Source organism: Nocardia sp. X0981, assembly GCF_977089955.1.
In genome coordinates this window covers 3,597,887-3,624,043 of the sequence record NZ_OZ372435.1, presented here as the reverse complement: position 1 = coordinate 3,624,043, position 26,157 = coordinate 3,597,887, and the positions used below count along the sequence as shown (strand labels likewise).

General features: G+C 69.2%; 23 protein-coding genes. 6 read left to right on the top strand and 17 right to left on the bottom strand.

Going from position 1 to position 26,157, the window contains the following annotated elements:
• Nucleotides 1-65: 65 nt before the first annotated feature.
• The 3 genes from ACYR7D_RS16170 to ACYR7D_RS16160 form a co-directional block, all read right to left on the bottom strand.
• The gene (locus ACYR7D_RS16170; protein WP_459545405.1) at nt 66-485 is read right to left on the bottom strand and encodes a VOC family protein; all 420 of its coding nucleotides are present in this window, start codon (nt 483-485) and stop codon (nt 66-68) included.
• A gap of 192 nt (nt 486-677) precedes the next feature.
• Nucleotides 678-1,862, bottom strand: coding sequence for a Cmx/CmrA family chloramphenicol efflux MFS transporter (locus ACYR7D_RS16165; protein ID WP_459545404.1), 1,185 nt, complete (start codon nt 1,860-1,862; stop codon nt 678-680).
• 252 nt (nt 1,863-2,114) lie between these two features.
• Nucleotides 2,115-2,471 (bottom strand): nitroreductase/quinone reductase family protein, encoded by a 357-nt coding sequence (locus tag ACYR7D_RS16160; protein WP_459545403.1) that lies wholly within the window; start codon nt 2,469-2,471, stop codon nt 2,115-2,117.
• A 242-nt stretch (nt 2,472-2,713) separates the two neighbouring features.
• Here ACYR7D_RS16160 and mscL point away from each other — a divergent pair, with 242 nt between their 5' ends.
• Entirely contained in the window at nt 2,714-3,175 is a 462-nt protein-coding gene (gene mscL, locus ACYR7D_RS16155) for a large conductance mechanosensitive channel protein MscL (RefSeq protein ID WP_459545402.1), read from the top strand.
• A 22-nt stretch (nt 3,176-3,197) separates the two neighbouring features.
• On the opposite strand, the gene ACYR7D_RS16150 is transcribed toward mscL, so the two are convergent.
• The 4 genes from ACYR7D_RS16150 to pheS all read right to left on the bottom strand — a co-directional run bounded on the left by ACYR7D_RS16150 (nt 3,198) and on the right by pheS (nt 8,510).
• Nucleotides 3,198-4,238, bottom strand: a complete 1,041-nt coding sequence (locus tag ACYR7D_RS16150) for a hypothetical protein (protein WP_459545401.1) — start codon at nt 4,236-4,238, stop codon at nt 3,198-3,200.
• A gap of 108 nt (nt 4,239-4,346) precedes the next feature.
• Nucleotides 4,347-4,850: a hypothetical protein gene (locus tag ACYR7D_RS16145; protein WP_459545400.1), complete on the bottom strand. Its 504-nt coding sequence runs from the start codon at nt 4,848-4,850 to the stop codon at nt 4,347-4,349.
• A 56-nt stretch (nt 4,851-4,906) separates the two neighbouring features.
• Entirely contained in the window at nt 4,907-7,408 is a 2,502-nt protein-coding gene (gene pheT, locus ACYR7D_RS16140; RefSeq protein ID WP_459545399.1) for a phenylalanine--tRNA ligase subunit beta, read from the bottom strand.
• 28 nt (nt 7,409-7,436) lie between these two features.
• Nucleotides 7,437-8,510: a phenylalanine--tRNA ligase subunit alpha gene (gene pheS / locus ACYR7D_RS16135; RefSeq protein ID WP_459545398.1), complete on the bottom strand. Its 1,074-nt coding sequence runs from the start codon at nt 8,508-8,510 to the stop codon at nt 7,437-7,439.
• Nucleotides 8,511-8,679: 169 nt separating this feature from the next.
• On the opposite strand from pheS, the gene ACYR7D_RS16130 reads away from it, so the two are divergent.
• The gene (locus ACYR7D_RS16130) at nt 8,680-9,960 is read left to right on the top strand and encodes a glycosyltransferase 87 family protein (protein WP_459545397.1); all 1,281 of its coding nucleotides are present in this window, start codon (nt 8,680-8,682) and stop codon (nt 9,958-9,960) included.
• Between the two features lie 40 nt (nt 9,961-10,000).
• Here ACYR7D_RS16130 and ACYR7D_RS16125 read toward each other — a convergent pair whose 3' ends face one another.
• On the bottom strand, nt 10,001-11,443 hold the full coding sequence (locus tag ACYR7D_RS16125; protein ID WP_459545396.1) for an MFS transporter: 1,443 nt from the start codon (nt 11,441-11,443) through the stop codon (nt 10,001-10,003).
• A 104-nt stretch (nt 11,444-11,547) separates the two neighbouring features.
• On the opposite strand from ACYR7D_RS16125, the gene ACYR7D_RS16120 reads away from it, so the two are divergent.
• Nucleotides 11,548-12,114 (top strand): TetR/AcrR family transcriptional regulator, encoded by a 567-nt coding sequence (locus ACYR7D_RS16120; RefSeq protein WP_459545395.1) that lies wholly within the window; start codon nt 11,548-11,550, stop codon nt 12,112-12,114.
• A gap of 18 nt (nt 12,115-12,132) precedes the next feature.
• Here the strand turns inward: ACYR7D_RS16120 and ACYR7D_RS16115 are convergent, their stop codons facing one another.
• From ACYR7D_RS16115 to infC, 5 genes are all read right to left on the bottom strand, one after another.
• Entirely contained in the window at nt 12,133-12,957 is an 825-nt protein-coding gene (locus ACYR7D_RS16115; RefSeq protein WP_459545394.1) for a TrmH family RNA methyltransferase, read from the bottom strand.
• A 163-nt stretch (nt 12,958-13,120) separates the two neighbouring features.
• Nucleotides 13,121-14,311: an IS30 family transposase gene (locus tag ACYR7D_RS16110; protein ID WP_459550183.1), complete on the bottom strand. Its 1,191-nt coding sequence runs from the start codon at nt 14,309-14,311 to the stop codon at nt 13,121-13,123.
• 459 nt (nt 14,312-14,770) lie between these two features.
• Nucleotides 14,771-15,151, bottom strand: a complete 381-nt coding sequence (gene rplT, locus ACYR7D_RS16105; RefSeq protein WP_058856755.1) for a 50S ribosomal protein L20 — start codon at nt 15,149-15,151, stop codon at nt 14,771-14,773.
• 113 nt (nt 15,152-15,264) lie between these two features.
• Entirely contained in the window at nt 15,265-15,459 is a 195-nt protein-coding gene (gene rpmI / locus ACYR7D_RS16100; RefSeq protein ID WP_459545393.1) for a 50S ribosomal protein L35, read from the bottom strand.
• A gap of 140 nt (nt 15,460-15,599) precedes the next feature.
• Nucleotides 15,600-16,244, bottom strand: coding sequence for a translation initiation factor IF-3 (infC, locus tag ACYR7D_RS16095; RefSeq protein WP_459550182.1), 645 nt, complete (start codon nt 16,242-16,244; stop codon nt 15,600-15,602).
• Between the two features lie 320 nt (nt 16,245-16,564).
• Here infC and ACYR7D_RS16090 point away from each other — a divergent pair, with 320 nt between their 5' ends.
• The gene (locus ACYR7D_RS16090) at nt 16,565-17,125 is read left to right on the top strand and encodes a DinB family protein (protein WP_459545392.1); all 561 of its coding nucleotides are present in this window, start codon (nt 16,565-16,567) and stop codon (nt 17,123-17,125) included.
• Between the two features lie 15 nt (nt 17,126-17,140).
• Nucleotides 17,141-17,482, top strand: coding sequence for a DUF1844 domain-containing protein (locus ACYR7D_RS16085; protein WP_459545391.1), 342 nt, complete (start codon nt 17,141-17,143; stop codon nt 17,480-17,482).
• Between the two features lie 124 nt (nt 17,483-17,606).
• Here the strand turns inward: ACYR7D_RS16085 and ACYR7D_RS16080 are convergent, their stop codons facing one another.
• Both ACYR7D_RS16080 and ACYR7D_RS16075 read right to left on the bottom strand, forming a co-directional pair.
• Entirely contained in the window at nt 17,607-18,077 is a 471-nt protein-coding gene (locus tag ACYR7D_RS16080; RefSeq protein WP_459545390.1) for an iron chaperone, read from the bottom strand.
• Between the two features lie 59 nt (nt 18,078-18,136).
• Nucleotides 18,137-18,508, bottom strand: coding sequence for a VOC family protein (locus ACYR7D_RS16075; protein ID WP_459545389.1), 372 nt, complete (start codon nt 18,506-18,508; stop codon nt 18,137-18,139).
• Nucleotides 18,509-18,737: 229 nt separating this feature from the next.
• On the opposite strand from ACYR7D_RS16075, the gene ACYR7D_RS16070 reads away from it, so the two are divergent.
• Nucleotides 18,738-21,554 (top strand): ATP-binding protein, encoded by a 2,817-nt coding sequence (locus tag ACYR7D_RS16070; RefSeq protein WP_459545388.1) that lies wholly within the window; start codon nt 18,738-18,740, stop codon nt 21,552-21,554.
• Between the two features lie 7 nt (nt 21,555-21,561).
• Here the strand turns inward: ACYR7D_RS16070 and uvrA are convergent, their stop codons facing one another.
• Both uvrA and ACYR7D_RS16060 read right to left on the bottom strand, forming a co-directional pair.
• Nucleotides 21,562-24,603, bottom strand: coding sequence for an excinuclease ABC subunit UvrA (uvrA, locus tag ACYR7D_RS16065; RefSeq protein ID WP_459545387.1), 3,042 nt, complete (start codon nt 24,601-24,603; stop codon nt 21,562-21,564).
• A 343-nt stretch (nt 24,604-24,946) separates the two neighbouring features.
• Nucleotides 24,947-26,128: a beta-ketoacyl synthase N-terminal-like domain-containing protein gene (locus ACYR7D_RS16060; protein ID WP_459545386.1), complete on the bottom strand. Its 1,182-nt coding sequence runs from the start codon at nt 26,126-26,128 to the stop codon at nt 24,947-24,949.
• Nucleotides 26,129-26,157 lie beyond the last annotated feature (29 nt).

Below are 26,157 nucleotides of genomic sequence, written 5' to 3'. Positions count from 1 at the left end.
ACGGCGGGAAACCGTACGTTACGGGGAGACGGCGCGGCCGCACCCGCACCGTCCCGTGGTACCGCTCAGCCCAGCGGCTGAGAGAAGCGCAGGAAATTACCCCAGGGATCGGCGAACCCGCAGTCCCGCACGCCGTAGGGCTGGTCCGCCGGTTCCTGGGTGACCCGCACACCCGCCTCGCGCAACCGCGCGAATGTCTGGTCGGCGGACTCGGTGGTGAAGATCAGCGTCCCGTGCGCGCCCCGGGCCAGCCGCCGTTCGGCCTCCTCGCGCTGTTCCCGATCGGGAACCATCGAGGGGGCCTCCAGGAGGATCTCGAGCCCCGGCTGCCCGGCCGGGCCCACGGTCACCCAGCGCACCGGGCCGAGCGGTACATCGGCGCGCACCTCCAGGCCGATCGTATCCCGGTAGAACTCCAGCGCCGCTTGCTGGTCACCCACCAACAGGGCGATATGCGACAGCGCCAGATCCTTGCCCGTGCTCATTCCACTCTCCTCGCTTCGATCTTCCGCGGCTCCGCCGCACCGACATCACAACAGACGGGATCCGGCACCGGAAATCATCGCCGGGAACTCGTCCGATGCCCGGTACCGGACCGGCCGCGGGTATCCGGCTCGCCGAGAACCGGATCACGGTCGCTACCACACCCACGACGAACAGCAGGTCGGCGCAATCGGTCAGCAGGGGCCCTGCTCGAACCGCGCACGCGGGCGCTCGGTCATCAGCACACGCCGGGCGAGGACCGCGACCAGTAATGCCACGGCCACGAGCACACCGCTGACCCGGACCGGGCCGAGCGGGCCGGTGCCGAGCGCACCGGCGGCCATCATCGGACCGGCCGCGGCACCGACGTTCAGGGCCGCGGTCGCGTACGAGCCCGCCATCGCCGGAGCATCCGCCGCCTCGTGGAGAATTCGCGCGATGAGCGTGCTCCCGAGCCCGAACGACAAAGCGCCCTGGACGAAGACGAGGACATACAGCACTACCGGGTACCCGGTCGGCACGCCCAACGCGAACCATCCGGCGCACAGCAGCGGTCCCGTGACCGCTACCACGAGACCGGGGCGGTGGTCGGAGAACCGGCCGGCCACCGTGACTCCGGTGAAGGAGCCCGCACCGAACAGCATCAGCGCCGCGGGCACCCACAGCGTCCCCGGCCCTGTCGTCGCGGTGACCAGCGGGGCGAGGAAGGCGAAGGCCGCGAAGGTGGCGGCGTTGACGGTCGCCCCGAGCAGCATGACCACCAGCAGCCGCGGCCACGCCGGCGCGGCGAATTCGCCGCCGGCCCCGGGCTCCCGGTGGTACGTGGTCGCCCCGAGCCGGGCGGGGAGACCGCCGCGAATGCCGATCAGCACCGGCAGGCAGAGCAGGGCGATCGCCCAGAAGGTCGCGCGCCAGCCCAGGACCTCGCCGAGCAGGGCACCGCCGGGTACACCGGCGATGGTCGCCAGTGTGGTGCCCGAGAGCAGGACGGCCAAGGCGCGTCCTTTGCGGGTGGCGGGCACCAGCGCCACCGCGGCGGTCAGGGAAACAGCCAGGAATCCGGCGTTCGCGAAAGCCGCTACCACCCGGGTGGCCGCGAGGACCAGGAAATCACCGGTTACGGCGCCGACGATATGCATTGCCAGGAACAGGGTGAGGAACGCCGCCAGGCTCGCCCGCACCGGACGATTCCGGGACAGCACGGCCATCAGCGGTGCGCCTACCACCATGCCGAGCGCGAAAGCGGAAGTCAGCAGACCGGTGGCGCCGACGGTGACGCCGAGATCCGTGGCGATATCCGCAACCAGGCCCGCCAGCATGAATTCCGAGGTACCCATGGCGAATATCGCCACAGCCAGCAGATAGAGAGGAAAGGGCATTGTCGTGCTCCGAGGTGAGAAGAGACAGCGGATACGTCTCGTCACCCCGGTCGGCGCGCAGGGGTCACCGGCGCACGAGGCTGCCGAAAGGACAGCGCGGTGCGCGGATTCGAGTGGTTCAGGAGCCGACGGAGGTGACCGACGGCCCCTGTCTTGATGCCTCCGGGCTCGACATACCGGGCACGCTACCGGAGGGTGCCGCCGGACCGCACCTCGATTTCCGCACTCGGGCGGCCCGGCACCCGGCAGAACTCAGTGCGCGGCGTCCAGCCGTACCCGCACGGAGACCCGGCCCTTCTCGTCACGTCGGGCGGTCGCGTGCCCGCGCCGGGCCCCGTCCCGGAACCGCAGCACGATCGGCGCCCCCTCCCCCAGGAAGTTGCGCCACCAGTTCTTCTTGTCGGGCATGGCGACGCCGATGATCAGCTCGTCACCTTTTCTCAGGTAGTTGACCGGAGTGCGGAACGTGCGGCCCGACCGCCGGCCGACGTATTCGATCTCCACGAAACCCTTGCCCAGCAGCGGTCCCAGAACCGGCACGTCGAGCAGGGCGACCACCCCGGCATTGAAACCCCGCACCCCGCGGGTCACCCAACTCGTCGAAGCCACGGATCCTCCTGGTCGCCGCCGGTTGTCTGCACCGACCCTAGCGCGGTGCGCGCTCGCGCGCCCGGCAGTACCGTCGTCCGCGCCGCGCGTGGCCGCGGTCCGCGGCCACGCGCGGCGATCGCTACGGGTTTGCACGCCGGCACCCCGGCTGCCACTATCACGAGGAGCCGGATCGCCGCGGTTGCCGCATACCGGCCGTACCCGACCGGCGGGAACAGCAGTGTTCGATACGGAGTGGGTGAATGCTCAAAGGTTTCAAAGAGTTCCTGATGCGCGGCAACGTCATCGATCTGTCCGTCGCGGTGGTGATGGGCACCGCGTTCACCGCGGTGGTGAGCTCGGTGACGAAGGGTGTGGTGGAACCGCTGCTCGCGGTCCTCGGCGGTAACAGCCATCTCGGTTTCGGGATCACCCTGCTGGCCGGTAAACCGGCGACATTCATCGCCCTCGGCCCGATCATCAGCGCCGCCATCGATTTCGTGATGGTGGCGGCCGTCCTGTACTTCGCGTTGATCCTGCCGATGAAAACCGTGCAGAAGAGGTACCGGGCGCGTAACGCTATCGCCGACAAGCCCGCCCCGACCGATATCGAGCTGCTGACCGAGATCCGGGATCTACTGGCCGAGCGTGCCGCCGCGGACCGGGAAGCCCGCGGCGGTAACGCGGCCGAGAAGGACACCGAGCAGGTCCGCTCCACTTCCTGAGATCGCGCCCGGCACCGCCGGCTCAGTGCGCGGACGCGAGGATGCCCAGTACCTCCTCCGAGTAGTAGAACGGCTCCAGGCGTTCCCGGACGAGCCGGTCCAGCACCCCGTCACGTTTGACGGCCCCGAGCACGGCCGGACCGTAGCGCAGGATTTCGGTGACGATATCCGCGCCGGTCACACCCGTTTCCTCGAGGACGGCGGCGAGGGTGTGGTCGCGGTACCTCTCGTGGAAGACCTGAACACATTCGGCCACCAGCAGCCCGAAGTACTCCTTTTCCCGGGTGGTCACCGCGATCCGGTAGCAGAGCCGGATCAGATCGTTGAGATCCTGCTTCGTCAGGTACTCCCGGAGACCACTGATGGGTTCGTCGGCGTGCAGATCCCAGAATTCCATCGTGGCGTCGTGCACGGGCGCCTCACGCAGCATTTCGCGGATCGCGTTGTTGGTACGTTTGAGCGCGTACACGGCGCCTTTCCCGGCGATATCGCCCAGGATGGAGTTGCTCTCGGCGGCCTTACGGGCCCGGTCCGCGGCGGATTGCCCCAGCGACATGAGCGTGCCCATACCGGGGATCTTCTCCGCGCGCTGCCGGTTGACCTCCACGAAATCGCCGACCAGTTTGTCCACGAATTTGGAGGCCACCGTGGCCACCAGCGGACTGTCGGTGAGACGTTCCAGCACACGCTCCTGCGTCTGGTGCATATCGACGATCTTCTGCAGCAGCGCTTCCACCGGCTCCCGCTCGACGAGTTCGCCCAGCGTATGGTCCTCGTTGGCGGCGACACTCTCGTAGATCGCGTCGGCGAACAGCCCGAGGGTGTCGGCGAGCACCGCGCTACCGCCGACCTTGTCGATCAGCGTGGCCACGGTCTGTTCCAGCTGCTCGGCTTCGACCACATCCCCCGCGCGTACGGTGGCCGCCACCTCCAGTACCGCCGCGACATCCCGGGCGACGACCTCGGCGAACCGTTCACCACTCACTTCGTCGAGCAGCCAGCGCACCTGGGCGTCGAGCAGCCGGTCGGCGAGGACGCGGGCGGCATCGGCGGTGTGAGTCACAGATTCTCCTTCAGAGCAGCTCCATGCGGTCGGCGGAGGCCGCAGCGAAGGCCGAGGTATCGCATCATCGGGTCCATCCCTTGCTGCTCCGGCGTGGGCCGGGCGGGATCACGACCCGTCGCCCTCACGCAGCGAGGTGCGAATCTGTTCCAGACGTTCCCGCGCGGCCTGTTCACGCGCTTCCCACTGTTCGTCGGCGCCACGGCCGGCCGGGGTCTGCCGATCGAGTTCCCGGGCGCCGTACGCGGTGCCGATACGCCGCTCGACCTTATCGCGAACGGAATCGAAGGTCGGCACTCCGGCACCGGTGTAGCCGCCAATCGTGGGGCCGACGCCGCCGGATGCCCCGCCGATACCCCCGCTCACCTGCGCAGACTCACCGACCCCGGGCGCCGGTCGATAGCCGGGTGTGGCGGGAGTGCCGGGAATCACACCCGGCGCCGATCCACTCTGCCCGGTTTCGGCGAGCAGCCGGGTGGCGGTTTCGTACAGGGGGGCCAGGCTCTCCCGGCCGGCCGTGGCGACGACCAGTACCGCCAGCAGCTGTTCGTCGGGCAGAGCCGCCAGCCGCGCGGCGAGCGCGCCCGGATCGCCTGCGCTCGGATCATTCATACGACCAGCCTACGACTCGTGGTCCGTCGTTTCGGATGGACCACTAGACCGTGTGCCTACGAACGGATCACGGCACCCACCGCGGCCGAGGCGGCGGCCACGGCGGCATCGCGGGCCGCGCTGGCCTCGTCCTCGGTGAGGGTGCGATCCGGGGCACGGAACCGCAGGGCGTAGGTGAACGATTTCCGGCCCTCACCGGCCTGCACACCCTCGTACACATCGAACAGCGAGATGTCCTCGAGCAGCTCGCCGCCGCCGGACCGCAGGGCCGTTTCCACCGCCGCCGCCGGTACCTCGGCGGCCACGCTCACCGATACATCCTGCAGGACGGCGGGGAACGGGGAGATGGACGGCGCGGGACGGCTCTCCACCAGAGGCAGCGCGTCCAGATCCAGTTCCAGTGCGCACGTCCGCGGCGGCAGCCCGGAGCGCTCCAGCACACCGGGATGCAGTTCACCGGCATGACCCACCACGGTCTCACCGACCACCAGTTCGGCGCAGCGCCCCGGATGCCAGGGCAGATACTTACCCGGCCGGCGGATGAGCCGGACCCCGGCGGCCTCGGCGATCACATCGGCGAGCGCGAAGGCGTCCGCGGCCTCGGCGGCCCGGCCCGGCCCCCACGGCCCCCGGGGCTCCCGGCGCCCGGTGAGCACCACCGCGACGTGCTGCGGCTGCGCCGGCAAGGAGGCCAGCAGGGCGTCGACCTCGGACTCGGTGGGCCGCCGGTCCACCGGCAGCGGCTCCACGGGCCCGGTGTCCGGACCGGGCAGCACCACCTGGGCGATACCGTAGAGCGAGAGGTCGCGGGCACCACGAGAGATATTGCGGGCCGCGATCTCCAGCAGGCCCGGCAACAGCGTGGTGGCCAGTTCGGCGCGCTCGACGTCGAGCGGGTTCAGCACACTGGTGGTGGTGCGCCGCGGATCGTCGTCGGCCAGGCCCCAGGTATCGAAAACACCCGCGGGCAGGAAGACCGGCGGCGGCACCTCGACACATCCGGCGAAGGCCAGCGCCCGGCTCACCGCCCGGCGGCGGCGCTGCACCGCGGTCAGCCCGCGACCGGCCGGGGCCTGCGGCAGCACCAGGGGAATCTGCTCCAGTCCTTCGAGCCGCAGCACCTCTTCCACGAGGTCGGCCGGCTGCGCCAGATCCGGCCGCCAGCTCGGCGGGGTGACCACCAGCTGACCGTGCCCGGTGGATTCGTCGACACCCACCTCCACATGACAGCCGATCTGGGTGAGCCGCCGCGCCGCGGTACCGGTCGGGTAGGAGACACCGGCGACCCGGTCGGGCAGGTCGATATCCATCCGGATGGGCCGCGTGGGCTCCAACGGGACCCGCAGATCGGTGAGGGCGGCCTCCACCGTGCCACCGGCGATCTCGGCGAGCAGGCTCGCGGCGCGGTCCAGCGCGGCCAGGTTCAGTTCCGGGTCCACCACCCGCTCGTAGCGTTTACTCGCCTCCGACACCAGTTTGTGCCGCCGCGCGGTCCGGTAGACGAGCAGCGGATCCCAGGTGGCGGCCTCGAGCACCACATCGGTGGTCTCCCCGTTCACCTCGGTGGTGGCGCCGCCCATCACCCCGGCCAGCGAGACGACACCGGTATCGTCGGCGATCACCACGTCTTCGGGGTCGAGTTCGCGCTGTACATCGTCGAGGGTGCGCAGCGTCTCGCCCGCTCGCGCACGCCGCACCACCAGGCCGCCGGTCACCCGCGCGGCGTCGAAGGCATGCAGCGGCTGACCGAGCTCGAGCATCACATAGTTGGTCACGTCCACGGCCGGTGAGATGGGCCGCACCCCGGACAGCAGCAGGCGCCGCTGCAACCACCACGGGCTCACCGCCCGCGGGTCGAGACCGGTCACCCGGCGCACCCCGAAGCGGGTACAACGCGATTCCGGCTCCACCCGGACCGGCCACGCCTCGGGCCCGTCCGGCAGGGTACGTACGGCCGGATCGGCGTATTCGAGATCGAAACCGCAGGCCAGTTCGCGGGCCAGCCCGCGTACCGAGAAACAGTAGCCACGGTCGGGGGTGATGTTCAGTTCGATCACCGTATCGCCGAGGCCGAGCAATTCGTTGGCATCGGTACCGGGTTCGGCGGTGCCGGGTTCGAGCACCAGGATGCCCGAATGGTCCTTACCGATACCGAGTTCGGCGACCGAGCAGATCATGCCGTTGGAGATATGCCCGTAGGTCTTCCGCGAGGAAATGGCGAAACCACCGGGCAGCACCCCCCCGGGCAGCACCACGACCACCAGATCGCCGACCGCGAAATTGGTCGCACCGCACACGATCTCCTGCGGCTGCTCCGCGCCGATATCGACCTTGCAGAAACGGATGGGTTTCTTGAACTCGGTGAGCTCGGTGATCTCGGCGACCCGGCCGACCACCAGCGGCCGGTCGATCTCGCCGCCCACCCGCTCGAGCCGGTCGACCTCCTCGACCTCGAGCCCGACCCGGACGAATCCGGCATCCAGTTCCTCCGGCGTCACCTCCCAGTCGGGGACGGTGCGGCGGATCGTTTCGGTCAGCCAGGACTGCGCTACTCGCACTGTGACGTTCGCTCTCTCGCTCGAAAGATCAGGACCGGATACCGAAGGGCAGGGTGAACCGCACATCGCCCTCGACGATGTCGCGCATATCGGGGATGCCGTTGCGGAACTGCAGGGTCCGCTCCAACCCCATCCCGAACGCGAAACCGCTGTACTCGTCGGGGTCGATACCGCTGGCGATCAGCACCTTGGGGTTCACCATGCCGCACCCGCCCCATTCGACCCAGCCGGCACCGCCCTTCTTGTCCGGGAACCAGACGTCCACCTCGGCCGAGGGTTCGGTGAAGGGGAAGTAGTTGGGCCGGATCCGGGTGGTCGTCTCCGGACCGAACAGGGCACGCGCGAAGGCATCCAGGGTGCCACGCAGATGCGCCATGGTCAGGCCCTTGTCCACCGCCAGGCCTTCGACCTGGGAGAACACCGGAGTATGGGTGGCGTCCAGTTCGTCGGTGCGGAAGGTCCGCCCCGGGCACACCACGTAGATCGGCAGATCACGTTCGAGCATGGACCGCACCTGCACCGGGGAGGTGTGGGTGCGCAACACCTGGCGCGACCCGGCCGGGGCGATATGGAAGGTGTCCTGCATGGTGCGGGCCGGGTGGTCGGGCAGGAAGTTGAGCGCGTCGAAGTTGAAATGCTCGGTTTCGACCTCGGGACCTTCGGCGACCTCCCAGCCCATCCCGACGAATACGTCCGCGATCTGCTCGGAGATGACCGTGATGGGGTGCCGGGCCCCGACCGGGCCCCGGTTCGCGGGGAGGGTGACATCGATGGCCTCGGCCACCAGTACCGCGGCATCGCGTTCGGCGATCAGCACCCGCTGGCGTTCCTCGAAGGCCTCCGATACGCGCCGCCGCGCCACATTGACCCGTTTCCCGGCATCGGCCTTCTCGGACTTCGGCAGACCGCCCAGCGAGCGCTGAGCCAGCGCGATCGGCGATCGGCCGCCCATATGCTCGGTTTTCGCGGCGGCGAGCGCGTCCAGATCCGCGGCGGCCGCGAAGGCCTTCTCGGCCGCCGCGGCCGCGGCGGTCAGGGCCTCTTCGGTGAGCGCGGATTCCTGCCCGCCGGTCGCTGCGCCTGCGTCGGTGTCGTCGGCCACGGTCTACTCGTCTCTCCCCTAGGCATCGGTGAGCGGGCCCCGGTGGACCCCGGTGCCCGTATTGCTGCTGGTGGAATCGTATTCGATGGCCGGTGCTCGACTCACGTCGATATCCCCCGCCGCTCACTGCCCGGTACCCGGACACCGTCAACCGGTAAAGTCCCCTCTGATGACGAACGCCCCGACCCGCACCGAGACGCTCGCCGGACGTGTCCGCCGTCAGGCGGTCTGGCTGCTACCGCTGCTTGCGGTGCTCGTGACGTGGGTGTGCATATCACGCCCCCTCGACCCGTTCCGCTCGATCAGCGGGGAGTACATCGACCTCGAGGTGTACCGGCTGGGTGTCGAGGAGTGGCGGGCCGGCGGTGATCTCTACGGGCAGTTGCCGGAGACCGCCGCCGATATCAGCCTGCCCTTCATCTATCCCCCTTTCGCCGCCCTGGCCCTGGGCGTCTACGCGCTGCTGCCCTGGGCGGCGGCGGTGGTCGCCTATCTCGTGGTCTCGGTGGGCGCACTGGCGCTGACCCTGTTCCTGGTGGCCCGGCAGATCTGGCCCCGGCCCGACCAGCGCAGACTCACGCTGCTGGTCTGCGCGACCGCCACCCCGCTGGCGCTGCTGCTGGAACCGATCTGGGCGACCCTGGATTTCGGCCAGGTCAATCTGATGCTGATGGGTCTGGTGGCCGCCGACTTCCTGACCCGTAATCCGCGCTGGCCGCGCGGCATGCTGCTGGGCATCGCGGCGGCCGTCAAACTCACCCCGGCCGCGTTCGTGCTGTTCTTCCTCATCCGCAAGGACTACAAGGCCGCGGCGACGGCGGCGGTGAGCGGCGCGATCGCCACGGTGATCGGGTTCGCGGTGATGCCGGACGAATCGGTGCGGTACTGGTTCGGCGGTTTCGGCAATGTGGGCGGGCTGAGCGGTTCGGAGTTCCAGACCAATCAATCGATCCAGGCCGTGCTGGCGCGGTTCGAGATCACCGGCGCCGCGGCCACCGCGCTGTGGTTGCTGGCCACCGTCGCGCTCGTGGCGCTGGCCGTGGCCGCCATCCGCCGCACCGGGGCCCCGCCGATGATCGCGCTCGCCGTGAACGCGGTCGTCGCGCTGCTGATATCGCCCATCTCGTGGTCCCACCATTGGGTGTGGGTGGCGCCCGCGCTGCTGGCCATGGTGGGTTACGCGACCACGCGGCCCTGGCCGCAGGCCCGCGGCTGGTATGCCGCGGCGGTGGCCACCGCGCTGGTGTTCGTACTCGCGAAACACAGCGATCTTCCCGGCAACGACGGCCGGGAGATGGACTGGTCGGCCTGGCAGCAGTTCATCGGCAACGGATATGTCTGGTTCAGCCTGCTGCTCGTGGTGCTGTACGCGACGGCCGGACGCCGCCGGAGAACGCTCTCCGGCCCGGCTACCGCCGGCGATTCCCTGGTCACCGCACGCGAACGCTGAGCGGCGGCCTCCGCGGGCGAGCCGCCGCTCACCGGGGGATTCAGCGCCGGGACCGGCCGGGCAGCAACGCCGCCGCGAGGGCTCCGGCGGCCACGATCCCCGCACCGGCCCATACCGCGGGCACCAGACCGGCGACGTAGCTCTGCGGATCGGTGTAGGCACCGTAGGAGGCGAACACCGAGGTGAGCACCGCGATACCCATGGCCACCCCGACCTCGCGCACGGTGTTGTTGGTGCCCGAGGCCACCGACCGGTCCGCTTCCGGGACCGCGGCCATCACCACGGTCGCCAGCGGGGCGAAGGTCAGGCCCATACCGATCCCGGCGATCAGCAGTGGGGCGACGAAGAAGCCGTAGGCGAGGTCCACCGTGGTGATCGCGGCCATCCAGCCCAGGGCCACGGCCAGCAGCACCTGCCCGCTCACCAGCAGGAGACGGGCGCCGACCCGGTCGATCACCAGGCCCGCGAGGGGGGCCACCACCATCGGCGCCATGGTCCACGGCATGGTCCGGATACCGGATTCCAGCGGACTGTATCCCTGCACCACCTGGAAATACTGGGCGAGGAGGAATATCGCCCCGAAGACGCCGACGGAGAACGCGAAGGCCACCAGATTGGCCACGCCGAAGGCGCGCACCCGGAACAGCCGCGGCGCCAGCATCGGCGCCGCCGCGCGGCGTTCCCATATGATCAGCACGACGAGAAGAACCGCCCCGCCGGCCAGTGCGGCCAGCACACCTGCGGAGGTCCATCCATCGTCGGCGCCGTGCACGATGCCCCAGACGATCGCCAGCACACCACCCGAGGCGAGGACCAGCCCGGCCGGATCGAGCCGGCCGCCGCCCCCGTGCGTGTCGCGCAACGCCCAGCCCACCAGCGGTAGCACCAGGATGCCGATCGGCACATTGACCCAGAAGATCCACTGCCAGCTCAGGCCGTCCACCACCGCACCGCCGAGCAGCGGTCCGAGCGCTACGCCGAGCCCGGAGATACCACCCCAGATGCCGATCGCGGCACTGCGCATCCGTTCCGGCACGGCGTCGGAGAGCAAGGTCAGCGATAAGGGCAGCACCGCCGCGCCACCGAACCCCTGCGCGATCCGGGCGGCGATCAGCATGCCGGGGTCGGTGGCGAGCGCGCATATCGCCGAAGCAGCGGTGAACAGGGCGATACCCGCCAGGAAAACACGGCGGCGGCCCATTCTGTCGCCCAGGGCGGAGGCGGTGAGCAGCAGCGCGGCGAACGACAACGTGTAGGCGTTGACGAACCATTGCAGATCGCGCAGCGAAGCATCCAGTTCGGTACGGATCACGGGGAGCGCGTTGGTCACCACCAGGTTGTCGAGGGTGACCATGAACATGGGGATGCCCACCGCGGCGAGTACGGCCGCCAGCGGGCGGCGCGGTGCGGCGATACGTTCGCGCGGGGGCGCGATACCGGGCAGGGCCGGGGGCGACGCCGTGGAGATCAGTGAGTCGGTCATATCCACCCTTTGTTGTAATTGAATGATAACTAATCATTACGGTATGCATCGGCTGATAACCTGTCAAGGAACGGGCACCCGGAACCACGCGGAAGAGGAGGACCATGCCGGAGGCGAGCAAGACCAGGATGACCGCCGGAGAACGCGGCGAGCAGGTACTGGCGGCGGCGGTCTCCGCCTTCGCCGAAACCGGCTACACCGCCACACGCACCGACGAGATCGCCCGCCGGGCGGGGGTCTCCCAGCCGTATGTCATCCGTCTCTTCGGCTCCAAACAGCGGCTCTTCCTGGCCGCCGTCGAGCAGGTCTGCGACCGGATCGAGGCCATCTTCACCGAAGCCGCGGACACCGACGATCCGGAGGGCCCCCTCCACGCGATGTCCCACGCCTACGACCGGTTCCTGTCCGAACGCACCCTCCTGCAAGTGCTACTGCATGCCTTCGCCGCCGCCGCCGACCCGGAGATCGGCCCGATGGTACGCGACCGCTACGGCCGGATCTTTCGCCTGATCCGCGAACTCACCGGCGCCCCGATCGCCGATATCCGGCGTTTCCTGTCGACCGGAATGCTGCTCACCGTCATGGCATCGATGCAGGTCGCCGGTCCGGACGCGGTACCCGCCGACTGGGCCGGCGAACTCCTCGACGACCTGATGGAGCACGGCAGCTAGCTCAGAGCTCCCCGCCCGTTACGACACCCGGTCGCGGCCGAAGCGCACGCGGGAGTTCGCATAGAGACAGATCGCGGCCGCGGTGGCGAGATTCAAGCTCTCGGCCCGCCCGCGGATCGGGATACGGACACGATGGCGGGCCCGGTGGGCGACTTCCGGGTCGAGACCGTGCGCCTCGCTGCCGAACAGCCACGCGACCGGCCGGGTGAACAACTCACCGGCGTCCTCGAGATCGATCTCCCCGTCCGCCGCCGTGGCCACGGTGGTGATCCCCGCGGCTTCGACACCATCGAGTACCGCGCGGGTATCGCGCTCCCGGACGATCGGCAGATGGAACAGGCTTCCCGCGCAGGAACGGACACATTTGCCGTTGTGCGGGTCCACGCTGTCCCCGGCGAGGACCACCGCGTCCGCACCGACCGCGTCGGCCACCCGGATGAGCGTGCCCGCGTTACCGGGATCGCCCATACCGACAGGTACGGCCAGCATCCGCGGGGGTCCCCCCGCGAGGATCCGGTCCAACGGGATATCGACGAGATCGCATACCGCCACCAGCCCCGGTGGCGTCACCGTTTCTCCCAGTGCCTGTGCGGCCCGATCCGTGACAAGGGTGGTCCGCACCCCCCCGGCTTCGGCACCGGCGATCAGCGCGTGTTCGCGGGCGGCGCCTTCGGCGGAATAGAACAGTTCCCGGACCCGCCCCGTCGCCAAAGCGGCGCCCACGGAATTGGCGCCTTCGGCCAGGAACCGGCCCGCCTTCTTCCGAGCCGCACTCCGATGCAGCTTCACGGCGGAAACCACCCGCGGGTTCCGCGAGTCCGTAGCTTCTTGTCGGTCGCGCACCAGGAAATCCTAGAGGCCGGCAGACCCCGGCTCGCAGCGCCGGACGCGGTCCGCGTCCGGCGCGGGCTCCGGCCCGGCCGGAACCGGCCACCGCGCCCCCGGAAACACAGAGGGCCCCCTCCCGAAGGGCGGTTTCTAGGGGTCGTCGCAACATCGCTGTTGGTTAGGTGGTGAGTAGATCACGTAAACGCTCGGCTGGGGTAGCCCAGCCGAGCGTTTTGCGTGGGCGCCCGTTCAGCTCCTGGGCAACGTGTTCGAGGTCGGCGGGATCGAACTTGCTCAGGTCGTTGCCTTTGGGAAAGTATTGCCGTAGTAGCCCGTTGGTGTTCTCGTTGCTGCCGCGCTGCCAGGGTGAATGCGGGTCGCAGAAGTAGACCTGCATGTCGGTGGCCATCGTGATCTGCTTGTGCCGGGCCATTTCGCAGCCTTGATCCCAGGTCAGCGACCCTCGCAAATGCGCGGGCAAGGTCGCTATCGTGGCGATCAGCGCGTCACGCACGGTTTCGGCGTCGTGCCCGCCGGGCAGGTGGACCAGCATCGTGTACCTGGTCGAGCGTTCGACCAGGGTGCCGATCGCCGAGGTGTTACCTGCACCCATGATCAAGTCACCTTCCCAGTGCCCGGGCACGGCCCGGTCGCCGGCCTCGGCGGGACGGTCGGCGATCATGACCATGTCATCGACGAACCGCGGGGTCCGCGCATCGGGTGACCGATGTGGTTTGCGGCGCGTCCGACCCGAACGCAGCGCGTGGACTACTTCACGTTTCAACCCGCCACGGGCTTGGAAGTAGAGGGCTTGGTAGATCGTTTCGTGGCTCACCCGCATGCTTTCGTCGTCGGGAAAGTCTTCGCGGAGCCGGTAAGAGATTTGTTCTGGTGAGTGCCGCTGACGCAGCCGATCGGCGACCTCGGCCCGCAAAGCCTGGTTGTTCACCAGTTCGGACCGTTTGGGTCGTGCTCGCGGTGCTGCGGCGACCTGATGCGCACGATAGGGCAGGTAGCGGCCCTCGATCCGGTGGGCACGTACTTCCCGTGACACCGTCGACTCGTGTTTGCCGATCCCGGCCGCGATCGCGGTCAGCGACATGCTCACCGCCAGCCCGTCTGCGATCGCGATCCGGTCGGTCAGTGACAGGTATCTGGCGTGGATCGCCGCAGGTTCGGCGGCGGTAACGGCGATGTTCACCGGTCGTTCGTACCGGGTGGTCGTGCCGGTGGTGTAGTCGACCACGGTGCCGTCGGGACGGACCCGCTTGTTGCCCGTCTTACGGACACCGTCACGCCAGCCCCGAGCGGTTCTGACATGGACCCCGACCTCGCGTGCTGCCCGCGCACTCGACCAGCCCGAAGACAGCAACTCCAAAAATCGCGCCTTGGCTCCGGCTTTCCCGTACCCGGCTTTCGCCGCATCGACCAGGCCGGCGTCGACCAGTATCCGGCGAGCCACCGAGTGCGACACCCCCACCGCTTTCGCGGCCTGGTTCACCGAACCGGTCTTGTCGAACACCGACACCACCACAACCGGATCCGGTGCCGACCGCTGAAGTCTCGGTCCACCCGCTGGACGGCCGATCGCCCGCAGAATCGCATAAGCGCGACCGCGTGCGATCCCCAAAGACTCAGCGGCGTCCCTCACTGCGACTCCAGCATCGACCAGCCGCGCCAACTGATCACCGAAACGGTCGACATCCCCTGAAAACGACACGGTCGCCGCAACCTCTCAATCAAGAGTGTTGCGACGACCGCGTGAACCCGCCAAGGAGGGGGCCCTCTTCACATCTCGGACCGGACGACGGCCCGGCTCCACACCGGCTCAGGCAGCCGGAGCGTTCACATCCTCCGGCAGCGCGGCCTTGGCGACAGCGACCAGCCCGGCGAACGCCTGGGGGTCGGAGACGGCCAGCTCGGCGAGATTCTTGCGGTCGACCTCGACACCGGCGGCCTTCAGACCCTGCACGAAGCGGTTGTAGGTGATGTCGTTGGCGCGGGCCGCGGCATTGATCCGGGCGATCCACAGCTTGCGGAAATCACCCTTACGGGCCCGGCGGTCCCGGTAGGCGTAGGTGAGCGAATGCAGCTGCTGTTCCTTGGCCTTGCGGTACAGGCGCGAACGCTGCCCGCGGTAGCCCTTGGAGGCCTCGAGGATGGAACGGCGCTTCTTCTGAGCGTTGACGGCCCTTTTGACGCGTGCCACTGGTCAGTCCTAATCGATCTTGGGGGTGCCCGGTCGAGCGCACCCGAGTGGGTCGGTTCTTCGGCGTCCGGTCGCACCTGCGGTACCGGACGGTATCTGTCCCGGGAAGGGAATCAGATACCCAGCAGCTTCTTCACCCGGCGCACGTCGGGAGCGGAGACGGCCTCCGTGCCTTCCAGACGGCGAGTCCGGCGGGTGGGCTTGTGCTCGAACAGGTGCCGGCGGTTGGCCTGCTGACGGCGCAGCTTGCCCTTACCGGTCACCTTGAATCGCTTCGAAGCGCCGCTGTGGCTCTTCATCTTGGGCATGGCAACCTCAATCTGTGTCGTGCCCGCGCAGGGCGGACCAGGTGTACTGATCAGCGTTATTGCGGGCTCGACGCAATAGCGCTGCGGCGTACGCCGCGGTGTTGCGGCGAGGCGCCGCAGTGTCACGGCGGATGCCGTTGTTATTGCGCGACCGGCCGACCGGAGTTCGGAGCCGCGCCGCCGGGCTGCGGCCGGGCCGAATCCTGCTGGGCCTTGGCCCGCGTCTTCGCACCCTTGTGCGGGGCGAGGACCATCGTCATGTTGCGGCCGTCCTGTTTGGCCGAGGTCTCGACGAAACCCAATTCCGCCACATCGGAGGCCAGCCGCTGCAGCAGCCGGAAACCGAGTTCGGGCCGGGACTGCTCGCGTCCCCGGAACATGATGGTGACCTTGACCTTCGACCCGGCTTCCAGGAACCGCACGACATTGCGTTTCTTGGTCTCGTAGTCGTGATCGTCGATCTTGGGCCGCAGCTTCTGTTCCTTGATCACGGTCTGGACCTGGTTCTTCCGGGACTCGCGCGCCTTCTGCGCGGTCTCGTACTTGAACTTGCCGTAGTCCATGATCTTGCAGACCGGCGGACGGGCGTCCGGCGCGACCTCCACGAGGTCGAGATCTGCTTCCAGGGCGACGCGAAGTGCATCTTCAACACGCACGATCCCAACCTGTTCACCGCCGGGCCCGATGAGCCGGACCTCGGGAACACGGATGCGATCGTTGATGCGGGTCTCAGTGCTGATGGGGCCTCCTAGGTCTAGCGGTGTCGTCCGACGACCGCTCGAAATGAACCCCTTGTTCAACACAAAAGCCCCGGTGCGGTATTTCACCGCGACGGGGCCCGATGTCGACCGGCCGACGCAGACTCGACGCCTGCGCCACGATCCGCCTGAGCGAGACCGCGAACCCGCCGTGCGGCGGGCGACCGGACCGTTCGACCAGACGATAACTCGCCGGCGACGGTGGGAGTCGGGCTCCACTTATCTGCCCCGGACAGGACCGGGACGGTCGTCGCCCGAAATTCTAACAGCTCGACGGCGGATCGCCGAATCGGCTCGATTCGGAAATCGGTTGCCCACGTCGGGCCCGGCTGTCAGGCTCGACGCCCGTGAGCAGCCGACGTGACCTTCTCCGCTGGCAATTCGACCTGATCTGGTCGCTGGCCCAGCTGCATTTCGAGGCCCTGACCGACGAGGATTCGCACTGGGCGCCGGCGGAGGTGATCTGGACGGTACACCGCGGCGCGGACGGCCGCTGGCACCCCGATTTCGCCGAGACCGAGCCCGATCCGGTCCCGGTACCGACCATCGCCTGGCTGACCTGGCATATCGGCTGGTGGTGGAGTTCGGCCATCGCCCACGCGGAAGGCGGACCGATTCCGCCGCGCACGCAGGTGTACTGGCCCGGCGACACCGCCGCGGCCCTCTCCTGGCTGGCCGGGCTGCGGGAACGCTGGCTGGCCGTGCTCGACCGCGCGGACGATGCCCTGCTCGATACGACGGCCTCGTACCCCTGGCCGGCCGAGGCCGGGCTCACGGTCGCCCACCTGGCCGCCTGGGTCGATGTCGAACTGCTGAAGAACATCACCGAGATCGGCCAGTTGCGCGTACTGCGCGCGGCCGGACCGCGAAGCGAGCCCCCAGCCCGAACACACACCCCTCCGGAGTGACCTTAGGCTGAGGGCATGACCGAACAGTCCGGAGCCGATGTGCGCGAACTCGCCGAAATACCCGCGGTGGAGGTGATCAGCCGCGCGGCCGTGATGCTGATGAGCTCCGCCGCGGAGAAGCTCGGCCTCGGCGACGACGACCCGGAGAACAGCCCGCGCCGGGATATGGACGAGGCCCGGCGCGTGATCACCGCGCTGGCCGGGTTGATCACCGCGTCGGTGGAGTACCTCGGCCCGCATGCCGGACCGCTGCGCGAAGGGCTGCAGTCGCTGCAGAAGGCCTTCCGGGAGAGTTCGGCGGTGCCCGACGCCCCGGGGGCCGGGCCCGGCGAGAAATACACCGGCCCCGTCTACTGAAGGCCCTGTTCCGGCGGAGGCCACGCCGAGCACGGCCGGCGACATTCACCCCCGGACGGACGCGGTCCGGCCCTGCCACCGGATGCTGTGGCAGGGCCGGAGCGTGCGCCGGTGGGCACGGTCGTCAGCTCGCCGCCCGCCGCACGAGTTCACCGATCCTGGCCTCCTCGGCAGCGGTGAGCTCCGTCAGCGCGAAGGCGGTCGGCCACATGGCGCCGTCGTCGAGGCGAGCCGCGTCGTTGAAGCCGAGAGTGGCGTAGCGCGCCTTGAACTTCGCGGCGGTCTGGAAGAAGCAGACGACCTTGCCGTCCCTGGCGTAGGCGGGCATGCCGTACCAGAGTTTCGGCGACAGCTCCGGGGCGCTGGCCTTGACGATGGCATGGACGCGCTCGGCCATGACCCGGTCCGCCTCCGCCATCTCGGCGATCTTCGCGAGCACATCGTTCTCGCCGTCCGCCGCGGACGCACGCGAACCACGGCGGGCGGCGGTTTTCAAGTCCCGGGCGTGTTCCTTCATCGCGGCCCGCTCCTCGGCCGTGAAACCCACGGTGGACTTGTTCTTCGTGGTGCGAGTGGTGGTCTTCTGGGCGGTCATAGCCATTTCCTTCGTATCGGTTTTCTGAGGGGAGGGTTGTGCGAGGGGCCGGCGCGCGGCTATACGCTCGCCGGGTCCCGGTCCTGAAGGAGGCCCAGGACATTGCCGTCGGGGTCGGTCACGGTGGCCACGCGGCGGCCTTCGCCGACATCGCGCACGGGTTCCCGCACCGTGGCCCCCGCCGCGACCACCTCGGCCAGCTTCGTTTCGATATCCGGCACGTGCCAGTACGCGACCGGCGCGGTCATCCCCTGTGGTCCACCACCCGGTACCAGCCCGATGTGCTGGCCCGCGACCTCGAAGCCGAGGTAGTAGGTTCCTTCGGTCCGCGGTGGCACACCGAGCAGGGCGGCGTAGACCTTTCCGGCTTTGGCCAGATCGGAAACCGGGTGCAGCACGGTCTTGATCCCGGAGGTGGAATCGCTGGTCATGAACTCTCCTGATGCTGTCGTGGGCGAGGTACGGCGGGCGAACCGGTGCCCGGCGCTCCGCCGGGGCGAGCAGCGGTCGTGCCGCCTCACCGTTCGTCTTCCGTTCATGGCCATGACGGTATTTCCGGCCGTCGGCCGGCACATCCGTGGCGAGCACGGAACCCACCACGGAATACACACGGAGCCGCGCCCACGTAGCGGTACGGAACCGGTACGCGAAGATAGGGATGTGTCGAAGCAGAAGGCCCCCGGTGGGATCTCGGACCGGGAGGCCGAGGTCCTGGCCCTCGTGGGGCAACACCGCAGCAATGCCGAGATCGGCGCGCAACTGTTCATCTCCGTACGCACCGTGGAAACCCATGTGTCCTCGCTGCTACGCAAGGTCGGTGTCCCGGACAGGCGGGCGCTCGCCGAACGCGCGGCCTCGCTCGTCCGGAGCGGGCAGCCGAGTGAGACGGTCGCCGCGCTCCCCGCGCCGCTGACATCGTTCGTCGGCCGGGCCCGGGAGCGCGCGGCACTGCGCGACGCCGTCGGAGTACACCGCCAGGTGACCGCCCTCGGCCCCGGCGGTATCGGCAAAACCCGGCTGGCGCTCGCGGTCGCCGCGGACGTGGCGGGCACTTTCGCCGACGGCGCGTGGTTCGTCGACCTCGTACCGGTCACGGATGCGGCGATGATCGGATCCGCGGTGGCCCGCGCGCTCGGAATCGGCGAGCAACAGGGCCGGACCATCGACGAATCGGTGCTGACCGCGCTCGCCGATCGCCATACGCTGCTCGTACTCGACAACTGCGAACATCTGCTCGAAGGCGTCGCCCCGTTCATCGAACGCCTGCTCACCGGCTGTCCCCGCGTCCACGTACTGGTCACCGGCCGGGCCCGCCTCATGGTGCCGTTCGAGCAGGTCTACCCGGTTCCACCGCTGTCCCTCGACGGCGACGCGAGCACGGCCGATGCCCTCGCGCTGTTCCTGGACCGCGCCTCCGCCCTGGGCTGGACGGTGGAACCCGGACAGTGGGATCGGGTCGAGGAGATCTGCCGGCGGCTCGACGGGCTGGCGCTGGCGATCGAACTCGCGGCCGCCCGGCTGCCCACCCTCGGTCTCGACGGCCTCACCGCGAGCTTGGCCGATCCGCTGCGCCTTCTGGTCGGAGGACGCCGGGCCGACGAACGGCACCGGTCCGTACGGGCCGTGCTCGACTGGAGTCAGGCCCTGCTGACCGCCTCGGACCAGTGCCTGCTGCGCCGTATCGCGGTCTTCGTCGCGCCGTTCACCGCCGCCGATGCCGCCGCGGTGGCCGGGTATCCGCCGCTGGAGGCGGACGCGGTCGCCGATGGTCTGGCCCGCCTCGCCGAGCAGAGCCTGCTGACCGCCGCGCCGGCCGCGCCCGGCACCCGCTACCGGATCTCGGCGACGATCCGTCAGTACGAGACCGAGCGACTCACCGGAGCCGGTGAGCTCGTCGAAGCCCGCGCCCACCATCTGCGCTGGTGTTCGGCTACCGTAGCCACCCTGGAGGGGTCGCCGTCCGCCGCCACCGGCTCGTGGCGCACCGCGTTCGACGCGATGGCCGACGATCTGCGAGCAGCCCTGTCGTGGGCCGCGGAACAGCCCGTTCACCGCGCCGAGGCATACGATCTGGCTTCCGCGCTGGCCCGGCTGACCTTCACCCGCAACCTGATCGGCGAGTCCCAGCGGCGCTACGAGCAGGCGGCCGCGCTCGCCGCCGATCCGGCCGCGGCGGCGTCGGCCCTGCGTCACGCCGCCGCGGTGGCCGGTTGCCGGCTACGCGGCGAGGACATGTACCGCCTGTACCGCGCGGCCGCGGAGTCCGCGCGAATGGCCGGAGACGCGGCCGGGGCCGCTCGTGACCTGGCCACCGCCTCCATCACCGTCTTCCGGATGTCGGATACGTTCCCCCGGCCACCGGCGGCGGACGAGGCCGTGGAGTTGCTGGCCGAGGCACGGGCGCTGGCCGGCACCGATCCCGTGGCCCGGGCCGCGGTGGCCCTGGCCGAGTGCGGTGTCCGCGCCCACACCACCGCCGGCGGCGGGGACGGGCCGCACGCCGGCCGGCCGGAAGCGGTCACGCTGGCCGAACGGGCGGTCGAGCTGGCGGACCCGACCGGTGATCCGCTGATCCGCAGCGCGGCTCTCGACGCGCTCGCCGCGGCCCAGTGCTGGGCCGGCGATACCTTCGCCGCCGCGGAAACGACTCGGCGGCGAGTCGAACTGCTCGCGACGATCCCGGTTACTCCGGCCGGAGCGCTCGAACAGGTCAACGCGCTGGCCGAGGCCGCCGACACCTGCCTCGGGGTGGGCGATCCGGCCGGGGCCCGCCGCTGGGGCGAGCAGCTTCGCGAACTGCCGTTGCTGGTCGAGCGGGGCGACTTCGCCACCTCCCACCTTCTGGTGGCGGACGCGCTGGCGGGTAACGCCCGAGCCGTACTCGCCGGCGCGGGACGTTTCGCCGAGGCCCGGCAGCTGTCCGGGCACCGGCCGGCGCCGCATCTCGCCCCGGCGACCGCCGCGGTCGCCCTGGTCCACGGGCTACGCGGCGACGACGCGGCGCGAGCGGAATGGCTGGCCGTGGCCGGCGAACTCGATACGACCCCCGGCCACCGCACCGCGTACGGCGCCGTATTCGACGCCCTCGTCGCGCTCCATCACCGACAACCCGCCCGCGCCGCCGCGGAACTCGCCACCGATCCCGACGAGATGGACGTCCGGGACGTCTGGATCTGGCGGCACTGGTACTTCGCGCTCCGCGCCGAAGCCGCGGTCCTCACCGGCGCCCCGGATGCCCGTGGTCATCTGGACGTGGCGCGCACCGCGGTGGCCGGTAACCCGATCGCGGAGGCGATCCTCGATCGGGCGACGGCCCTGCTCGACGAGGACCCCGGGCGCTCGGTTACGGTCGCGGCTGCCTTCGAAGCGGCCCACTGTCCTTATCAACGAGCACGGACGCTGGTGCTCGCCGGTGGCGAGCACACCGCGGCCGGCGAGCGCCTCCTGGCCGAGCTGGGGTTCACTTCCTCGGGGTAGCGGCAGGTCAGCGCAGCGCCGCCGCCTTGCGGGCCAGGCGCTTGGCCTTCTGGGCGTCCGGCGTCGGCGTCGCTTTCCCGGCCGCTTCCGTCTTCCCGGCCGCCTTCGTCCTCTTCTTCGCCGGAGCCGCGGCCTCACCCGCCGCGCCGGTGGCCGCCTTCACCGGACTCGGCGCCTCCGCGGCGGTGGCCGCGGAGGCGGACAGGACCTCCCGCAGGAACTGCCCGGTGTAGCTTCCCGGGGTGGCGGCGATGTCCTCGGGCGTTCCCTCCCCCACCACGGTGCCACCGCCGGAACCGCCTTCGGGACCCATATCGATGACCCAGTCCGCGGTTTTGATCACGTCCAGATTGTGCTCGATGACGATGACCGTATTGCCCTTGTCGACCAGGCCGTTGATCACCGCGAGCAGTTTGCGGATATCTTCGAAATGCAGCCCGGTGGTCGGTTCGTCGAGGATGTAGACCGTCCGCCCGTTGGAGCGTTTCTGCAGTTCGGATGCCAATTTCACCCGCTGTGCCTCACCACCGGAGAGCGTGGTCGCGCTCTGTCCCAGCCGCACGTAGCCGAGCCCGACATCGACCAGGGTCGACAGATAGCGGTGGATCGAGGTGACCGGTTCGAAGAATTCCGCGGCCTCCTCGATGGGCATGTCCAGCACTTCGGCGATGGTCTTGCCCTTGTAGTGCACCTCGAGGGTTTCCCGGTTGTAGCGCGCCCCGTGGCATACCTCGCAGGGCACGTACACGTCCGGCAGGAAGTTCATCTCGATCTTGAGCGTGCCATCGCCCGAGCAGGCCTCACAGCGGCCGCCCTTGACATTGAAGGAGAAGCGGCCGGGCTGGTAACCGCGCACCTTGGCCTCGGTGGTCGCCGCGAACAGGCTGCGGATCTTGTCGAACACCCCGGTGTAGGTGGCCGGATTCGACCGCGGAGTGCGGCCGATCGGTGACTGATCCACCCGTACCAGCTTGTCCAGCTGATCGAGCCCGTTCACCCTGGTGTGCCGGCCGGGTACCTGCCGGGCACCGTTGAGTTTGTTGGCCATAACGGTCGCCAGGATGTCGTTGACCAGGGTGGATTTCCCCGATCCCGAGACACCGGTGACGGCGGTGAGCACACCGAGCGGGAACGCCACATCGATACCCCGCAAATTGTTCTCGGTCGCGCCGACCACGGTGACCCGCCGCTTCTTGTTCACCGGCCGCCGGACGAGCGGAACCTCGATCCGCTCGCGACCGGAGAGATAGGCGCCGGTCAGCGAGTTCTCGTCGGTGAGCAGTTCCGCGTACGGGCCACTGTGCACCACCCGGCCGCCGTGCTCGCCGGCGAGCGGGCCGATATCGACCACCCAGTCCGATGCGCGGATGGTGTCCTCGTCGTGTTCGACCACGATCAGGGTGTTGCCCAGGTTCTTCAGCCGGGTCAGCGTTTCGATGAGCCGGCGATTGTCCCGCTGGTGCAGGCCGATGGACGGTTCGTCCAGTACGTAGAGCACGCCGACCAGGCCGGAACCGATCTGGGTGGCCAGCCGGATACGTTGCGCCTCACCGCCGGAGAGGGTGGCGGCCGCACGGGAAAGGGTCAGGTAGTCCAGCCCTACATCGAGCAGGAAGCCGAGCCGCGCCTGCACCTCCTTGAGCACCTGCCCGGCGATCGCCGCCTGCCGCTCCCCCAGGGTCAGCGCGTTGAGGAATTCCGAGCAGTCACGGATCGACAGTTCACTGACCTCGGCGATCGATTTCCGCTCCGACCCCGAGGTGAGGGTCACCGCCAGGATCTCCGGCCGCAACCGCGCCCCGTTGCACACCGGGCACGGAACATCCCGCATATAACCCTCGTAGTGCTCCTTCATCTGCTCGGATTCGGTGGCATCGAGCCGCCGCTGCAGGAAGGGCATCACCCCTTCGAAATCGGCGTAGTACGAACGTTTGCGGCCGTACCGATTGGTGTAGACGATATGCACCTGGTCCGAACTGCCCTCGAGCACCGCCTTACGGGCCCGCGGCGGCAGTTCCCGCCAGGGGGTGTCCAGGTCGAAACCCTGGGCGGCCGCCAGCCCGGCCAGCAGCCGGAGGAAGTACTCCGCGCTCTGCCCGCGCGACCAGGGAGCGATGGCGCCCTCCGCGAGGCTCAGCTCCGGGTCGGGCACCACGAGTTCGGGATCGACCTCCTTGCGGATACCGAGCCCGGTGCAGTCGGGGCAGGCGCCGTAGGGCGAGTTGAACGAGAACGACCGCGGTTCCAGATCCTCGATATCGAGGGGGTGCCCGTTGGGGCAGGCCAGTTTCTCGGAGAAACGCCGCTCCCGGTCGTGGGCGTGTTCGTCGCGGTCCACGAAATCCAGCACCACGATGCCGTCGGCCAGGCGCAGGGCGGTCTCGATGGAATCGGTGAGCCGCTGTTTGGCGGTGGGTTTCACCGCGAGACGATCCACCACCACCTCGACATCGTGTTTCTCCTGTTTCTTCAGCTTGGGCGGATCGGTGAGCGGATACACCACCCCGTCCACCCGGACGCGGGCATAGCCCTGCGCGTTCAGCTGATCGAAGAGGTCGACGAATTCGCCCTTACGGGTACGCACCACCGGCGCCAGCACCTGGAACCGGACGCCCGGCTCCATGGCCAGTACCTGATCGACGATCTGCTGCGGGGTCTGCCTGGCGATGAGTTCCGAACACACCGGGCAGTGCGGCACACCGGCGCGGGCGTAGAGCAGACGCAGATAGTCGTGTACCTCGGTGATGGTGCCGACCGTGGAGCGGGGATTGCGATTGGTGGATTTCTGGTCGATCGAGACGGCGGGGGAAAGCCCCTCGATGAAATCCACATCGGGTTTGTCCATCTGGCCGAGGAACTGCCGGGCATAGGCGGACAGCGATTCCACGTACCGGCGCTGTCCCTCGGCGAAGATCGTGTCGAACGCCAGGCTGGACTTCCCCGAACCCGACAAACCGGTGAAGACGATGAGACTGTCGCGGGGCAGGTCGAGATCCACCCCTTTGAGGTTGTGCTCCCGCGCTCCGCGCACAGTCAGGCGTTCCGCCACCAGGTCGGTCCCTTCTCGTATCTTTCGTGGTCATGATGCCGCCGTGCGTCGTGACGCCGGATGACGGCCACCTCGGTGCCCGCACGGCCGGCGACCCGGCCGGCCCGGCCGACTCGTCGGCTCGGGCCACAAGCGGGCCCGCGGCGATGCTAGGACGGGCCACCGACAAGTTTCACCGGACGGCGAGCATCGGCGCGATACTGTGCGTGACCGCGGACCACGCGGATCCACACCACCGGCATCGGTGCCGGGGCCGGGCACCGGTGCCCGGCCGGCCGCGCCGGGCGGGCCACCAGTCCAGAGTAGGCCAATCATCCGCGACCGCGGGGCGTGGTGCCGACCACTACCGCGGCTCCCCGGGCCCCAGAACCAGCATCGAATTGTGGCCGCCCATACCGAGGGAGAGTTTGGCCGTGAGCCCGGGCTCGACGGGCGTGACCCCGTCCAGCAGGCGCGGGTGGGCCGGGCCCGAGACGGGTGGTGCCGGTAGGATGCCCCGGTCGTAGGCCAGTGCCGCCGCCGCGAGTTCCACCGCCCCCGACGCCGCCTGGCAGTGCCCGACCAGCGGCTTCATCGAATACACCGCCGGGCGGTCGTCGAAAACCCTGGTCAATACATCGCGCTCGGCGCGGTCGCATTGCGCGGTGCCGGTGCCGTGGGCGTTGAAGTAACGGATCTGCTCGGCCGCCACGTCGGCATCCGCCAGCGCCATCCGGACGCAGTCCAGGATTCGCTCGTGACTCGGTTCCACCGAGACGACGTGATAGGCGTCATTGTTCATCGCCCCACCGAGCACCGAGGCGTAGGGCCGGCCGCAACCGCGGGTGAGGACGAACCCGACCGCGGCCTCGCCCACACCGAATCCCCGGCTGCTCTCCTGGAACGGCCGGCAGCTCCGCAGCGGTTCCACATCGACCACCGCCGCGCCGAGTTTCGCGAACTGCCGGACCAGTTCCGGAGTGGCCGACAGATCCGAGGCCACGCACACCACATCGTCCACCAGCCCGGCGGCGAACCACTGCCGGGCCTGCAACAGGGCGACGTTCGCCGAACTGCAGGCGGCCGATACGCCGAGCACCGGCCCGGTGAAGCCGAATGCCTGGGTGATGACCGAGACCGGCGTGGACGGCAGCAGGCGCAGGAAATCCCGGCCACGGAACCCGGCGCCCGCGGGGCCGGAGAAATCCTGCCAGTGCCGCACATCACCCAGTACGGCGGCGTGGACGAGCCCGATACGCGGCCCCGGCACCCATCCCCGCTCGCGGGCATCGGCCAGCGCTTCGGCGACGGCCGCGAAAACCGCCTGCCCGTATCGGGTGCCGCCGGGAACGGGTTCACCACCGTCCGGTATCAGCGCCGCCCACCCGCCGGTGGCCGGATCCAGACCGTAACCGGGTTCGAACCGGGCCGCGGATTTCCCGCCGAGTACACCCTTCCAGAAGGTCTCCCGGCCCCAGCCGTACCCGGTGACCGCGCCGATTCCGATGATGGTCATAAGATCGATGCCGAGTCCGGTGCCCACCATGACATCTCCCTCGCCGGTCCCCGGTCCTT